General features: G+C 58.6%; 12 protein-coding genes. 8 read left to right on the forward strand and 4 right to left on the reverse strand.

Features of this window, described 5'->3' with window-relative positions:
- Both cysS and ACIPIZ_RS05410 read left to right on the forward strand, forming a co-directional pair.
- The coding region (gene cysS / locus ACIPIZ_RS05405) for a cysteine--tRNA ligase (protein ID WP_401164442.1) at positions 1-1,198 on the forward strand (1,198 nt) is incomplete at its 5' end.
- A 255-nt stretch (positions 1,199-1,453) separates the two neighbouring features.
- Entirely contained in the window at positions 1,454-2,671 is a 1,218-nt protein-coding gene (locus ACIPIZ_RS05410) for an MFS transporter (RefSeq protein WP_401164443.1), read from the forward strand.
- Positions 2,672-2,962: 291 nt separating this feature from the next.
- Here ACIPIZ_RS05410 and ACIPIZ_RS05415 read toward each other — a convergent pair whose 3' ends face one another.
- Positions 2,963-4,801 (reverse strand): sigma-54-dependent Fis family transcriptional regulator, encoded by a 1,839-nt coding sequence (locus ACIPIZ_RS05415; RefSeq protein WP_401164444.1) that lies wholly within the window; start codon positions 4,799-4,801, stop codon positions 2,963-2,965.
- A gap of 380 nt (positions 4,802-5,181) precedes the next feature.
- Here ACIPIZ_RS05415 and ACIPIZ_RS05420 point away from each other — a divergent pair, with 380 nt between their 5' ends.
- From ACIPIZ_RS05420 to ACIPIZ_RS05445, 6 genes are read left to right on the forward strand one after another with little or no spacing between them, the layout of a single operon-like run.
- Entirely contained in the window at positions 5,182-6,276 is a 1,095-nt protein-coding gene (locus ACIPIZ_RS05420; protein ID WP_064117772.1) for an ABC transporter ATP-binding protein, read from the forward strand.
- Positions 6,276-7,385 carry an ABC transporter ATP-binding protein gene (locus tag ACIPIZ_RS05425; protein WP_105704895.1) on the forward strand — a complete coding sequence of 370 codons (1,110 nt, stop codon included), beginning with the start codon at positions 6,276-6,278 and terminating at the stop codon, positions 7,383-7,385. The genes ACIPIZ_RS05420 and ACIPIZ_RS05425 overlap by 1 nt, the downstream gene beginning before the upstream one ends.
- Positions 7,382-8,248, forward strand: coding sequence for a carbohydrate ABC transporter permease (locus tag ACIPIZ_RS05430; protein ID WP_007912484.1), 867 nt, complete (start codon positions 7,382-7,384; stop codon positions 8,246-8,248). Before ACIPIZ_RS05425 ends, ACIPIZ_RS05430 begins: the two co-directional genes overlap by 4 nt.
- Positions 8,249-8,257: 9 nt before the next feature.
- Entirely contained in the window at positions 8,258-9,058 is an 801-nt protein-coding gene (locus tag ACIPIZ_RS05435; protein WP_090284391.1) for a carbohydrate ABC transporter permease, read from the forward strand.
- A 10-nt stretch (positions 9,059-9,068) separates the two neighbouring features.
- A complete protein-coding gene (locus ACIPIZ_RS05440; protein WP_007912485.1) occupies positions 9,069-9,341 on the forward strand; it encodes a DUF2160 domain-containing protein in 273 nt (90 codons plus the stop codon).
- Positions 9,342-9,388: 47 nt separating this feature from the next.
- A complete protein-coding gene (locus ACIPIZ_RS05445) occupies positions 9,389-11,131 on the forward strand; it encodes an ABC transporter substrate-binding protein (RefSeq protein WP_064389298.1) in 1,743 nt (580 codons plus the stop codon).
- 301 nt (positions 11,132-11,432) lie between these two features.
- Here the strand turns inward: ACIPIZ_RS05445 and ACIPIZ_RS05450 are convergent, their stop codons facing one another.
- From ACIPIZ_RS05450 to ACIPIZ_RS05460, 3 genes are all read right to left on the reverse strand, one after another.
- Positions 11,433-11,636, reverse strand: coding sequence for a type II toxin-antitoxin system prevent-host-death family antitoxin (locus tag ACIPIZ_RS05450; protein WP_224790791.1), 204 nt, complete (start codon positions 11,634-11,636; stop codon positions 11,433-11,435).
- A gap of 262 nt (positions 11,637-11,898) precedes the next feature.
- Positions 11,899-13,332, reverse strand: coding sequence for a heavy metal sensor histidine kinase (locus ACIPIZ_RS05455; protein WP_401164447.1), 1,434 nt, complete (start codon positions 13,330-13,332; stop codon positions 11,899-11,901).
- Positions 13,329-14,003 carry a heavy metal response regulator transcription factor gene (locus ACIPIZ_RS05460; RefSeq protein WP_122661495.1) on the reverse strand — a complete coding sequence of 225 codons (675 nt, stop codon included), beginning with the start codon at positions 14,001-14,003 and terminating at the stop codon, positions 13,329-13,331. The genes ACIPIZ_RS05455 and ACIPIZ_RS05460 overlap by 4 nt, the downstream gene beginning before the upstream one ends.
- Positions 14,004-14,251 lie beyond the last annotated feature (248 nt).

Raw genomic sequence — 14,251 nt, forward strand, 5'->3', positions numbered from 1 at the left:
CTACGTTCTCAACATCTCCGACATCGTCTACAAGATCTTCAACCGCTCCTTTGAGACCGTTGATTCGTTCGTAGCGTTGTGCGATCGCATGATCGCCGCGATGCACGAAGACGAAGCGCGCCTGAACATCAAGAAGCCGGACATGGAACCGCGCGCCACGGATCACATTCCGGGCATGCACGCGATGATCCAGACCTTGATCGACAAGGGTTACGCCTACGCCCCGGGCAACGGTGACGTGTACTACCGCGTCGCCAAGTTCATGGGCTACGGCAAGCTGTCGCGCAAGAAAATCGAAGACCTGCGCATCGGCGCCCGCATCGAAGTCGACGAGTCGAAACAGGACCCGCTCGACTTCGTGCTGTGGAAAGCCGCCAAACCGGGCGAGCCGAGCTGGGAATCGCCATGGGGCGCCGGGCGTCCGGGCTGGCACATCGAGTGCTCGGTGATGTCCACCTGCTGCCTCGGCGAGACCTTCGACATTCATGGCGGCGGCAGCGACCTCGAATTCCCGCACCACGAAAACGAAATCGCCCAGAGCGAAGCGGCCACCGGCAAGACCTACGCCAACGCGTGGATGCATTGCGGCATGATTCGCATCAATGGCGAGAAGATGTCCAAGTCCTTGAACAACTTCTTCACCATTCGCGACGTGCTGGAAAAGTACCACCCGGAAGTCGTGCGCTACCTGCTGGTGTCGAGCCACTACCGCAGCGCCATCAACTACTCGGAAGACAACCTCAAGGACGCCAAAGGCGCACTCGAGCGTTTCTACCACGCGTTGAAAGGCCTGCCGAGTGTGGCGCCTGCGGGCGGTGAAGCGTTTGTTGAACGTTTCACTGCGGTGATGAACGACGACTTCGGTACGCCGGAAGCCTGTGCCGTGCTGTTCGAGATGGTGCGTGAGATCAACCGTCTGCGTGAGAGCGATCTCGATGCGGCGGCGGGTCTGGCGGCGCGTCTGAAAGAGCTGGCGAGCGTGTTGGGTGTGTTGCAGCTCGAAGCCGATGACTTTTTGCAGGCGGGCGCTGAAGGGCGTGTCGATGCGGCTGAAGTTGATGCGCTGATTGCGGCGCGTCTGGCGGCTCGGGCGGGTAAGGATTGGGCTGAGTCCGATCGGATTCGTGATCAGCTGACGGCGATGGGTGTTGTGCTGGAAGACGGCAAGGGTGGGACTACCTGGCGTCTGGCTGACTGATAGCTGTGTTTAGCTTCAAAACAAAACCCGCCTTGTGCGGGTTTTGTTTTGATCGTTCCCACGCTCTGCGTGGGAACGATCAAGATCGCAGCCTTCGGCAGCTCCTACAGTGATTGCATTTCCATGTAGGAGCTGCCGAAGGCTGCGATCTTTTGATCTGTGCTTTTAGCCGAGGTTGCTTTTGCTCTGCGCGTAGGTCTTGATGTCTGACGCAGCCGGATGCTGCGTCGATGACGATTCTGCAACGGAGGAATCATGGCCAATCACTACCGCGAACTGTTCGCGACCCCCGGGGCCACCGGGTTAGTGCTCGCGAGTTCCATCGCCCGATTGCCTCAGGCAATGATCGGCATCGGCATCATCACCATGCTCGTGCAGCAAACGGGTGTTTATTGGCTGGCCGGTACCGTCGCCGGTACCTTCACCCTGTGCAACGCGCTGCTCGGCCCGCACATCTCGAAACTGGTAGACCAGCATGGCCAGAGCCGCGTGCTGCCCATCGTCACGGCGTTCAGCATTGTCATGTTGCTGGCACTGATCATCGCCGTTTATTTGCGCGCGCCAGCCGCACTGCTGTTTGTGCTGGCGGCACTGGCGGGGACGATGCCGAGCATGCCGTCGATGATCCGCGCGCGATGGTCGCAATTGTTCCGGGGCAAGCCGCAGCTGCACACGGCGTTTTCGCTGGACACGGTCCTCACCGAAATGGCCTACATCGTCGGTCCGCCGCTGGCGATCGGTTTGAGCGTGAGCTTTTTCGCTGAAGCCGGGCCATTGGTCGCGGTCGGGTTGCTGGCCGTCGGGGTGACGGCGTTTCTCTTACAACGGCAGACTGAACCCAAGGTTGTCGTGGGCCACGCTAGCCATAGTGGCTCGACCTTGCTGATCCCCGGCGTTCGCACCATTTTTCTGGCGCTGTTGGCGATGGGGGTTATCGGCGGAGCAATCGATGTCGCGGTTGTGGCCTTCGCCAATGCGCAAGGCTGGCCAGCGTCAGCAACCTTCATCCTTGCCGCTTATGCATTTGGTTCGCTGGTGGCAGGCCTGACGTTCGGGGCGATGAGGGTTTCCCTGGCGATTGAAAAACAGTTCCTCATCGGGATATTGGTCACAGCGTTCACCGGTGTGCTGCCCATTTTTGCAACGGATGTTTATGTGCTGACCGTGGCGCTGTTTATCGCCGGCATCTCGTTTGCGCCGACGATGGTCGTGGTCATGAAAATGGGCACGATCATTATTCCGCCGTCGCGGATGACCGAAGGGCTGACGTGGATGACTACCGGTATCAGCGTGGGTGTTGCACTCGGCGGCATGCTGGCGGGGTTGGTTATTGATGCCTTTGGCGCGCGCGCGGGATTTGCGGTGGCCATTGGTGCAGGTTTGATGATGGTGGTGGTTGTGCTGGTGGGGTTGCGCACATTGGAGGCGGCTTCGGCTGTGCATGTTGAGCCGGAATTTTCGCCCTCACCCTAACCCTCTCCCGCAGGAGAGGGGACTGAATGGGGGATGTTCGAGAGATACGCCGACCTGAGCGATTTGCGCCGAATCCATAATTGCCACGATGTTTCAGGTCGATGTCCAACGCCATCTCGGTCCCCCAAGAGAGGGGACCGATTGGGGGATGTTCACGAGAAACGCCGACCTGAACGTGCTGTGCCGAATCCATAATCAACCCGGTCTCTCAGGTCGATGTACAACGCCAGACACCTCGGTCGGCTCCCTCTCCTGGGGGAGAGGGCTGGGGTGAGGGGAAGGGCGGTTCACTCAACCTTCAATCTGACGCAACCGCTTATAAAGCGTATTCCGACTCACCCCCAACCGCCGCGCCAGATGCGAAATATTCCCTCCGGAAGCCTTCAGCTCCCGATTCAAAGCCTCCACATCATTCAGATCAACCCCCAACGGCACCGCGCTCTCCACCGGCTCCATCTCCAGATCAACAAAAAAATCATCCGGCAAATGCTCCGGCCGTACTGGCTGTTCCTCGGCCATCGCCAAAGCCACTTGCATCACGCTACTGACTTGCCGCAAATTCCCCGGCCACGGATGCCGATCGAACAACTCCAACACTTCCTGACTCAATCCCGCCCATTGCGTCGGCTCACGATGCTGTTCCCACAGCCGTTTAAACAACGCCTCCTTATCACTGCGCTCGCGCAGCGGCGGCAGTTCCAGGGTCAATCCACCAATGCGGTAGTACAAATCCTCACGAAACCGCCCCAGTTGCACTTGTTCACGCAGCGAGCGGTTAGTCGCCGAGATAATCCGCAGATCCACCGCAAACAACTCGCTACTCCCCACCGGTTGCACGCAACGCTCCTGCAATACCCGCAGCAACCGCGCCTGAGTCGGCAGCGGCATATCGCCAATCTCATCAAGAAACAGCGTGCCTTTATCCGCCTTGCGAATCAGGCCGGTGCTGCCTTTCTGGTTGGCGCCGGTGAACGCGCCTTTCTCGTAGCCAAATAACTCGGACTCAACCAGTTCGGCGGGGATCGCTGCGCAGTTGACGGCGATAAATGCCTGTTTGCTACGCGAGCTGGCTTGGTGCAGAGCTTTGACGAAGACCTCTTTGCCGACCCCGGTTTCGCCATGGATCAGCAGCGGAATGTCTTTCTCCAGCAAACGCTCAGCCTGACGCACGGCTTTTTCCACGCGGCTGTCGCCGAAGTGCAGGGTGTTGAGACTGATGGCGGTGGGCGCGGCGGTTTTCGGTTCAGCAGCAAAAACGCGCGGTTGAACCGACGCCTGTTTCGGCCGCTTCAACAAGCATTGAAAACGGTTGCGACCAGAGGTCTGCAAGGCAAACGGCAAGCCGTCCGGCTGATTGATCAACTCCAATAACGACACTTTGAACAGGCTCTCAACGCTGACCCGCGACAAACGCACGCCGAGCAGATTATCGGCACGGCGATTGGCCGACAGCACTTGACCGCTCTCATCAAAGATCAACAACCCGGCCCACTGACTGTCGAGGTTGTTCAACCCGGTGTTGAAGGTCAGTTGAAAATGCTGGCCATGGAACAGATTGAGGATCAGCCGGTTCTCCACGGTCTGGCTCATCATCTTGACCATGCCCAGGGTGTGCGAGGGCGGCAGGTAGCTGTCGCTGGACACGTCGAGCACCGCAATCACCTTGCGCTCTGCATCGAAAATCGGCGCGGCGGAACCGGTCATGAAGCGGTTGGCTTTCAAAAAATGTTCATCGTGTTCGATATGCACCGCTTGCTCGCAGGCCAGCGCCGTGCCGATCGCGTTGGTGCCACTGGTGCGCTCCACCCAACTCGCCCCGGCCTGAAAACCCCGCGCCAGATTCGGCTCGATAAAGCGCTGCGTGCCCCACGAGGTCAGCACCTGGCCCTGATTGTCGGCGAGCATGATCAGGCAGTTGGAATTACTGAGGATGTTTTCGTAATAGGGCAGGACTTCCTGATGCGTGGTCTGCACCAGCGAATGATGGCTGTCGAGCAACTGCGCGATGCCGGCGGCAGGCAGTTGATCGAAGGCCGGCGTGCTTTGGTGGTCGAGACCGAACGCGCGGCAACGTTGCCAGGATGTCTGGACGATCGCGTCGTGGGACAGCGGCGGGGCAGGTGCGGCCATGGCAGTGGGCCTCTGATGCAGCGATTTTTATTGTTGTTATGAACCCGATCTTCGAAACCTGCACAGATCCCTGTAGGAGTGAGCCTGCTCGCGATAGCGGTCTATCAGACGGATTTGCATTGACTGACACACCGCTATCGCGAGCAGGCTCACTCCTACAGGGATCTTCCGTGTTTACGAGATCGGGCAAAAAGCGTTCATAGAGTGTTGTTCACTATTGTTCATTGTCAATCGCCCAACTGTTCAAATGTGTTCAGCAATGAACGCTCAATCCCCACGCTTTCAACGATTTTCACACCAAATCAACCACTTGCCATTTCTGGCACGAAACTCGCTCCCGTGCACAGGTCGCTTGACTCCAATAATAAAAAGGCCGAGCCATGTCACTCACCCTGGAGCACGTCAGCCGTACCGTCGAGGGCCAGACCTGGATCGACGATGCGTGCCTGAAATTCGAAGCCGGTTCGTTCAACGTTTTGCTCGGCCGTACGCTGTCCGGCAAAACCAGCCTCATGCGTTTAATGGCAGGTTTAGACAAACCCGACAGCGGTCGCATCCTGATGAACGGCGTCGACGTCACCCAGCGCCCGGTGCGTTTGCGCAACGTGTCGATGGTTTATCAGCAGTTCATCAATTACCCGACCATGACCGTGTTCGAGAACATTGCCTCGCCGCTGCGCCAGGCCGGTGTGTCCAAAGAGATCATCCACAGCAAAGTGCAGGAAACCGCGAAGATGCTGCGCATCGAGAAGTTTCTGCAGCGCTATCCGCTGGAACTGTCCGGCGGTCAACAGCAACGCACGGCCATGGCCCGTGCGCTGGTCAAGGACGCCGAGCTGATCCTCTTCGATGAGCCGCTGGTCAACCTCGACTACAAACTGCGCGAAGAACTGCGTCAGGAAATGCGCGAGCTGTTCAAGGCGCGCCACACCATTGCGATTTACGCCACCACCGAGCCCAACGAAGCGCTGGCACTCGGCGGCACCACGACCATTCTTCATGAGGGCCGGGTGATCCAGAGCGGCCCGTCGACCTCGGTTTACCACCAGCCGCAAACCGTTCTGGCCGCCGAATTGTTCTCCGAACCGCCGATCAACCTGATGCCCGGGCGCATCGCCGGCAACGAAGTCAGCTTCGCCAACTTCGTACACTTCCCGTTGAACGTCGATCTGCGTCCGGTGGGCGAGGGCGAGTTCCGTTTCGGCGTGCGCCCCAGCCACATCTCGCTGGTGCCGAGCAACGATGACGATCTCGAACTGGCGGTCACCGTCGAAGTCGCCGAGATCAGCGGTTCGGAAACCTTCCTGCACGTGCGCAACGAACATTTCCTGCTGGTGCTGCACCTGCCCGGCGTTCACGAATACGACGTCGATGCGCCGATCCGCATCTACATCCCGACCCACAAACTGTTCGTTTTCGATGCGCAAGGCCGTCTGGTGCAAGCACCGGGCCGGCGTGTCGCGAGGGTTGCCTGATGGCCGAAATCCGTTTGCAGCACCTCGCCCACAGCTACAGCAAAACCCCGAGCGGCGCCGAGGATTACGCGATCCGCGAGATGGATCACGTCTGGGAGCAGGGCGGCGCCTACGCGTTGCTCGGGCCGTCGGGTTGCGGCAAGTCGACCTTGCTCAACATCATTTCCGGCCTGCTCAGCCCCTCGCAGGGCCACGTGTTGTTCGACGGCAAAGCGGTCAACGACCTGACGCCGGAGAAACGCAACATCGCCCAGGTTTTCCAGTTTCCGGTGGTGTACGACACCATGACCGTGTTCGACAACCTGGCTTTTCCCCTGCGCAATCAGGGCATGGCCGAGGCGAAAGTGCACAGCAAGGTGCAGGAAATTGCCGAAGTCCTCGACCTGCAAAACCTGCTGAGCAAGAAGGCGCGCAACCTCACCGCCGACGAAAAACAGAAAGTCTCGATGGGTCGTGGCCTGGTGCGTGATGACGTTTCAGCGATCCTCTTCGATGAACCGCTGACAGTGATCGACCCGCACCTGAAGTGGAAACTGCGGCGCAAGCTCAAACAGATCCACGAGCAGTTCAACATCACCATGGTCTACGTCACCCACGATCAACTAGAGGCCTCGACCTTCGCCGACAAGATCGCGGTGATGTATGGCGGCCAGATCGTCCAGTTCGGCACGCCACGGGAATTGTTCGAGCGGCCGAGCCACACCTTTGTCGGCTATTTCATCGGCAGCCCGGGAATGAACCTGATCGAAGTGCAGCCGCAACCCGGCGGCGTCGGTTTCGCCTCGACGCACTTGCCGTTGTCCGACGCCATGCAGCGCCATATCGAGCACGGCCAGTGGAAAAATCTGAAGGTCGGTATCCGTCCTGAATTCATTCACGTGTGGGACGAACCGTTTGATGACGCGATGCAGGCAAACGTCGTACACGTCGAAGACCTTGGCACCTACAAGATCATGACCCTCGACCTCGATGGCGCGCCGTTGAAAGTGCGCCTGGCCGAAGACAAACCAGTACCGCAGGGCACCGCGTACATCAGTTTTCCGGCGCAGTGGCTGATGGTCTATGCCGATGAGTTTCTGCTCGAAGCCGATGAAGAGGTGCAGCCATGAACAAGGTGCAGAACAACAAAGCCTGGTGGCTGGTGTTGCCGGTGTTCCTGCTGGTGGCGTTCAGTGCGGTGATCCCGATGATGACCGTGGTCAACTATTCGGTGCAGGACATCTTCGACCAGTCCAGCCGCTACTTCGTCGGCGCTGACTGGTACAAACAAGTGCTGCTCGATCCGCGTCTGCACGACTCGTTGCTGCGCCAGTTCATCTACTCCGCGTGTGTGTTGCTGATCGAAATTCCGCTGGGCATTGCCGTTGCGCTGACCATGCCGACCAAGGGTCGCTGGTCATCGGTGGTGCTGATCATTCTGGCGATTCCGCTGCTGATCCCGTGGAACGTGGTCGGCACCATCTGGCAGATCTTCGGCCGTGCCGACATCGGTCTGCTCGGTTCCAGCCTCAACGCGATGGGCATCAGCTACAACTACGCCGCCAACACCATGGACGCCTGGGTGACGGTGCTGGTGATGGACGTCTGGCACTGGACTTCATTGGTGGCGCTGCTGTGTTTCTCCGGATTGCGCGCAATTCCCGACGTGTATTACCAGGCCGCGCGGATCGACCGCGCTTCGGCCTGGGCGGTGTTCCGCCATATCCAATTACCCAAACTGAAGAGCGTGCTGCTGATCGCGGTGATGCTGCGCTTCATGGACAGTTTCATGATCTACACCGAGCCGTTCGTGCTCACCGGCGGCGGGCCGGGTAACGCCACGACCTTCTTGAGTCAGACGTTGACCCAGATGGCCGTAGGGCAATTCGACCTCGGTCCGGCAGCGGCGTTTTCGCTGGTGTACTTCCTGATCATCCTGTTGGTGTCGTGGCTGTTCTACACCGCCATGACGCACTCCGACGCCAACCGCTGAGGCCCGGCCATGAGCAAAAGAAAGCTTATTCCGTTGCTGGTGTACATCCTGTTCCTGCTGGTGCCGATCTACTGGCTGCTGAACATGTCGTTCAAGAGCAACACCGAAATCCTCGGCGGCCTGACGCTTTTCCCACAGGCATTCACGCTGGCGAACTACAAAGTGATCTTCACCGACCCGAGCTGGTACACCGGTTATCTGAACTCGTTGTATTACGTGAGTTTGAACACGGTGATCTCGCTGAGCGTGGCGCTGCCAGCGGCGTATGCGTTTTCGCGCTACCGTTTTCTCGGCGACAAGCATCTGTTCTTCTGGCTGCTGACCAACCGCATGGCGCCGCCGGCGGTGTTCTTGCTGCCGTTCTTCCAGTTGTATTCGTCGATTGGCCTGTTCGACACGCACATCGCCGTGGCCCTGGCGCACTGCCTGTTTAACGTGCCATTGGCGGTGTGGATTCTCGAGGGCTTCATGTCCGGCGTGCCCAAAGAAATTGACGAAACCGCCTACATCGACGGCTACAGTTTCCCCAAGTTCTTCGTGAAGATTTTCATCCCGCTGATCGGTTCCGGCATCGGTGTCACGGCATTTTTCTGCTTCATGTTTTCCTGGGTCGAACTGCTGCTCGCACGCACGTTGACCTCGGTCAACGCCAAGCCGATTGCGGCGGTGATGACGCGCACGGTGTCCGCTTCGGGTATCGACTGGGGCGTGCTGGCAGCGGCGGGGGTGTTGACCATTCTGCCGGGCATGCTGGTGATCTGGTTTGTGCGCAACCACGTGGCCAAGGGCTTTGCCCTCGGTCGGGTCTGAGGAGCTGATGATGGAATGGATGAGCTGGACGACACCTACCGCAGCGTTCTTCATCGTCATCGGCTTGATTCTGGTCGGTATGACGACGTGGGAATTGCGTTCGCCGAGCATCTTGCGGCGAGGTTTTCTGCCGATTGCCACCACCCGTGGCGATCGCTTGTTTATCGGTCTTCTCGGCAGCGCCTACCTGCATTTGCTGGTGATCGGCGCCACCGACTGGAGCATCTGGGTAGCGTCCGCGTTGTCCCTGGTGTGGCTGTTGGCTGTGATGCGTTGGGGCTAGTCGAGTCGTTCGGCAACGCGGCTCCACAACTTAAACAGGAGGTCTCTATGTTCGACAAAAACAATAAGCTGCGACATAGCATTTCATTGGCAGCCATGCTGGCACTCAGCGGTTTGAGCGCATCCGCCTGGGCCGATGCCTACGAGGACGCGGCGAAAAAATGGATCGGCAGTGAATTCAAACCGTCGACCCTGACGGCCGAGCAGCAACTCGAAGAACTGAAGTGGTTCATCAAGGCGGCCGAGCCGTTTCGCGGCATGGACATCAAGGTCGTCTCCGAGACTCTGACCACACACGAATACGAGTCGAAAGTGCTGGCCAAGGCCTTTAGCGAAATCACCGGGATCAAGCTCACCCACGACCTGCTGCAAGAAGGCGACGTGGTGGAAAAAATGCAGACGGTGATGCAGTCCGACAAGAACATCTATGACGGCTGGGTCAACGACTCGGACCTGATCGGTACGCACTTTCGCTACGGCAAGACCGAATCGATCACCGACCTGATGGCCAACGAAGGCAAGAACTTCACTTCGCCGACCCTCGACATCAAAGACTTCATAGGTATCTCCTTCACCACTGCACCGGACGGCAAGATCTATCAGCTGCCTGACCAGCAGTTCGCCAACCTCTACTGGTTCCGCGCTGACTGGTTCGAGCGCGCCGACCTGAAAGCCAAGTTCAAGGAAAAGTACGGCTACGAATTGGGCGTGCCGGTGAACTGGTCGGCCTATGAAGACATCGCCAAATTCTTCAGCGAAGACGTCAAGGAAATCGACGGCAAACGCGTTTATGGGCACATGGATTACGGCAAGAAAGACCCGTCGCTGGGCTGGCGTTTCACCGATGCCTGGTTCTCCATGGCCGGTGGCGGCGACAAAGGCATTCCCAACGGCTTGCCGGTGGACGAGTGGGGGATTCGTGTCGAGGACTGCCACCCGGTCGGCTCCAGCGTAACCCGTGGCGGCGACACCAACGGCCCGGCAGCGGTGTTTGCCACCACCAAGTATGTCGACTGGCTGAAGAAGTACGCGCCACCGGAAGCGGCGGGCATGACCTTCTCCGAATCCGGCCCGGTGCCGTCCCAGGGCAATATCGCTCAGCAGATTTTCTGGTACACCGCGTTCACCGCCGACATGACCAAACCGGGCCTGCCGGTGGTCAACGCCGACGGCACACCGAAATGGCGGATGGCGCCATCGCCGCGCGGGCCGTATTGGGAGGAGGGCATGAAGCTTGGGTATCAGGACGTGGGTTCGTGGACGTTCATGAAATCCACGCCTGAAAAACAGAAACTGGCGGCGTGGCTGTATGCCCAGTTTGTGACCTCGAAAACCGTGTCGCTGAAGAAAACCATCGTCGGCCTGACGCCGATTCGCGAGTCGGACATCAACTCGCAGGCGATGACCGATCTGGCGCCGAAGCTCGGTGGCCTGGTCGAGTTCTACCGCAGCCCGGCCCGCGTGCAATGGACCCCGACCGGCACCAACGTGCCGGACTATCCGCGTCTGGCACAACTGTGGTGGAGCCACATCGCCGAAGCGGCCAGTGGCGAGAAGACCCCGCAACAGGCGCTCGATGGTCTGGCCAAGGATCAGGACGCGATCATGACGCGTCTGGAACGCTCCAAGGCTCAGGCTGTTTGCGCACCGAAGATGAACCCGGAACGCGATGCCCAGTACTGGTTTGATCAGCCAGGAGCACCGAAACCGAAACTGGCCAACGAGAAGCCGAAGGGCGAGACCGTGAGCTACAACGAGTTGCTGAAATCGTGGGCGGATGCGCGCAAATAACAGCTGAAATGTGAAAGGCGAACGGCACCGCAAGGTGCCGTTTTCTTTGCTGCCTGATCTACCGCAATCGCGAGCAGGCTCACTCCTACAGGGGATTGAGGCGTACGCATCATCTGTGAACGACACAAAAACCTGTAGGAGTGAGCCTGCTCGCGATAGCGGTGTGTCAGATAACAAAGATGTGACTGACCCGCCGCCATCGCTTGCAGGCAATCTCCCACAGATTGCAGTGGTGTTCACAAAACTCAAAAACACCCTGGCCACTGCAGCAGCTATTAAAGGGCATCGGTCAATGCCAGCTTCATGCTTGAGTTTCTTCAAAGGTATCAAGCATGGCATCAGGCAATGGCGAATCGAAATCTTCAGGCAGCACCAACTTGCCTTTCATAGCGCCAATTCGTGGTGTGCCGGTTTTTCCTGTGTGAGCGAGAAGGCGCTGCGCCCGACTTTGGGCTGCCAGAGTCTCGATTTCTGCAACCAACTCACAAAACATATCTCTGCTCATAGTTTGCCCCGCATCGTTCTTCTATCTGCAAAGACATTCACCATAGAACGGTCGACTCAAGGCTGGCTGTAGGACGAAACGGATGTTAGGGCGGGAGCTTTCGGAGTTTGTGCGGAGACGAGAGCGTATCGGTAAGAAATCGTACAAACTCCCGATTTCCATTCTGACATTCAACATGGATATCGCCTGATCCGACGCCATCGCGAGCAGGCTCACTCCTAGAGGTTTCTGTGGTAGTCACATATTCCGGGTACACCCGAAATCACTGTGGGAGCTTGCCTGCAAGCGATGGGGCCATCGGTGTTACCGCAGGAAACCCGAGCCGGAACACGGTCAGCGCCCCCGGCAAGCTCTTAACCTCCGCCACACCCTGATGCAGGCTCATGATCGAGCGCACGATCGCCAGGCCCAACCCGGTGCTGCCCTGCGAACGTGAGCGGCTGCTGTCGACGCGGTAGAAGCGGTCGAACAGATGTGGCAAATGTTGCGCTTCAATCCCGACGCCGGGGTTGCTGACCAGCAGGGAGGCCTGGGTCGCACCTTGTTCGATCAGCAATGTCACGGTTTTCCCGTTCGGGCAGTGGCGCAGCGCATTGGACAGCAGATTGGAAATCGCCCGCTGAATCATCAGCCGATCCCCCAGAACCGATGCGCTGCCGAGCACATTCAAATGAATCTGCTTATCCTGCGCCGACAACGAAAACATCTCGGCCACCTTCGCCACTTCAACCTCCAGCGCCACCGGTTCAAACGGCGCTAGCGCCGACGGATGACTCACCTGCGCCAGAAACAACATGTCCGAGACAATCCGCGCGACCCGCTCCAGCTCCTCGGTGCAGGACACCAGCACATCCTTGTATTCCTCAACCGAGCGCTCGCGGGAAAGCGTCACCTGCGCCTTGCCCATCAGATTGTTGATCGGCGTGCGCAACTCATGCGCCAGATCGTCGGAGAACTGCGACAACTGCTGCACCCCGGCATCCAGCCGATGCAGCATGAAGTTGATGCCCCGCGCCAGTTCGCTCAGCTCCTGCGGCATGTTTACCACGGACAATCGATGGTCCAGATCCTGGGTCGAGACCATCGCAGCCACTTTGCGAAATTCACGCAGCGGCGCGAGCCCACGCTGCACCGCACCCCACGCGGTGAGGCCGATAAACACCAGCAACAGCGGCAAGGCAATCAGTGTCGAGCGCAGATAGGCACTGAGCAAGGCCTGATCGTGGGCGTTGTCCATCGACAGCAGCACCGGCACGCTGCTGCCATCCTTGAGGCGAATCAGCTTCGACACGGTGAGGAATTTCGCTCCCTCAGCATCAATGCTGTCGGAGTAGGCCAGTTGATCAGTGGTCGCCCGCACCGCCTTCAATTCAACCCGTGGATCGCTCAAGCCGCTGCCGGACTTGAGCAGCGGCGAACGCAAATTCAAGCGGTCATAAATCGTCAGCGTGAGGTTGTCATGCCCCATCACCTGATCAAGCAGGATGTGCGGTTTACCGCTGATTTCATTGGCGTCTACGTACAGCGACAGGCTGTGCTCAACCTGCGCCATCTTCTTTTCCAGGCTGTCCCGAGACAGCGCATTGAGCTCATGGGTCAAGGCGAAATAGGCGAGGATCGCCAAAAACACCACCAGCAGCGCGCCGAGAATACTCACCGTCAGACCCAGGCGCATCGACAGGCTGGCCGGCTTCATTCTCGTGCCTCCAGCACGTAGCCGACACCGCGCAGGGTGTGGATCAGTTTGCTGTCGAACGGGTCGTCGATCTTCGCTCGCAAGCGGCGTATCGACACCTCGACCACATTGGTGTCGCAATCGAAATTCATGTCCCACACCAGCGAGATAATTTGTGTGCGCGTCAGTACTTCGCCGGACTGGCGCATCAGCAGATGCAGCAGGGCGAACTCCTTGGTGGTCAGGTCGATACGCTGGGCACCACGAAACGCGCGGTGGCGGCCGGGATCGAGTTCCAGATCAGCGACTTTCAGCACCTGCGGCACCGGGATGTTTTCGCTGCGGCGCATCAACGTACGCACCCGCGCCAGCAGTTCGGGAAACTCGAACGGCTTGACCAGATAATCGTCGGCGCCCAGATCGAGGCCGCGAATCTTGTCGGCCAGACGTCCTCGCGCAGTCAGCATCATCACCCGCGTGGAATGGGTGCGGCGCAGTTGTTCCAGCACGCCCCAACCGTCCAGTTCGGGAAGGTTCACATCGAGAATAATCAGGTCATAGGTCTGTTGTTGCGCCAGATGCAAACCATCGGCGCCGGTGGCGGCGTGGTCAACGACATAACCACTTTCGGTCAAACCCTGATGCAAGTATTCGGCAGCTTTAAGCTCGTCCTCGACGACAAGGATTCGCATGATCTATCACCACTTTTATTTAATGGATATTTAATTAAGGTGGCCGGGAAAGTTATTGTTTTTGTAGGGGGTTCCGGATGGTGTTGTCTGTCTTGCAAGTAAATGTCCTACAGGGATTTCTCACTGCGCAGGCGTGCACGGTAAAGGCTGAAGTGGCTACAGAGTCAACGCGTGATGGCTTTAAATCGGCCTCTCGCGACAGTCTGTCGCAGCAGAAAAGCCAAAGTCCGCATGGCTTTGATTCCGGC

This window comes from Pseudomonas sp. NPDC087690, assembly GCF_044743175.1.
Lineage (GTDB): Bacteria > Pseudomonadota > Gammaproteobacteria > Pseudomonadales > Pseudomonadaceae > Aquipseudomonas.

Excerpts from the sequence above, each read along its gene's own strand:
- ACIPIZ_RS05440 (WP_007912485.1), top strand. The coding sequence starts at position 9,069 with ATGGAATGGATGAGCTGGACGACACCTACCGCAGCGTTCTTCATCGTC.
- ACIPIZ_RS05450 (WP_224790791.1), bottom strand. The coding sequence starts at position 11,636 with ATGAGCAGAGATATGTTTTGTGAGTTGGTTGCAGAAATCGAGACTCTG.
- ACIPIZ_RS05425 (WP_105704895.1), top strand. The coding sequence starts at position 6,276 with ATGGCCGAAATCCGTTTGCAGCACCTCGCCCACAGCTACAGCAAAACC.
- ACIPIZ_RS05460 (WP_122661495.1), bottom strand. The coding sequence starts at position 14,003 with ATGCGAATCCTTGTCGTCGAGGACGAGCTTAAAGCTGCCGAATACTTG.
- ACIPIZ_RS05445 (WP_064389298.1), top strand. The coding sequence starts at position 9,389 with ATGTTCGACAAAAACAATAAGCTGCGACATAGCATTTCATTGGCAGCC.
- ACIPIZ_RS05430 (WP_007912484.1), top strand. The coding sequence starts at position 7,382 with ATGAACAAGGTGCAGAACAACAAAGCCTGGTGGCTGGTGTTGCCGGTG.
- ACIPIZ_RS05435 (WP_090284391.1), top strand. The coding sequence starts at position 8,258 with ATGAGCAAAAGAAAGCTTATTCCGTTGCTGGTGTACATCCTGTTCCTG.
- ACIPIZ_RS05415 (WP_401164444.1), bottom strand. The coding sequence starts at position 4,801 with ATGGCCGCACCTGCCCCGCCGCTGTCCCACGACGCGATCGTCCAGACA.
- ACIPIZ_RS05420 (WP_064117772.1), top strand. The coding sequence starts at position 5,182 with ATGTCACTCACCCTGGAGCACGTCAGCCGTACCGTCGAGGGCCAGACC.
- ACIPIZ_RS05455 (WP_401164447.1), bottom strand. The coding sequence starts at position 13,332 with ATGAAGCCGGCCAGCCTGTCGATGCGCCTGGGTCTGACGGTGAGTATT.
- ACIPIZ_RS05410 (WP_401164443.1), top strand. The coding sequence starts at position 1,454 with ATGGCCAATCACTACCGCGAACTGTTCGCGACCCCCGGGGCCACCGGG.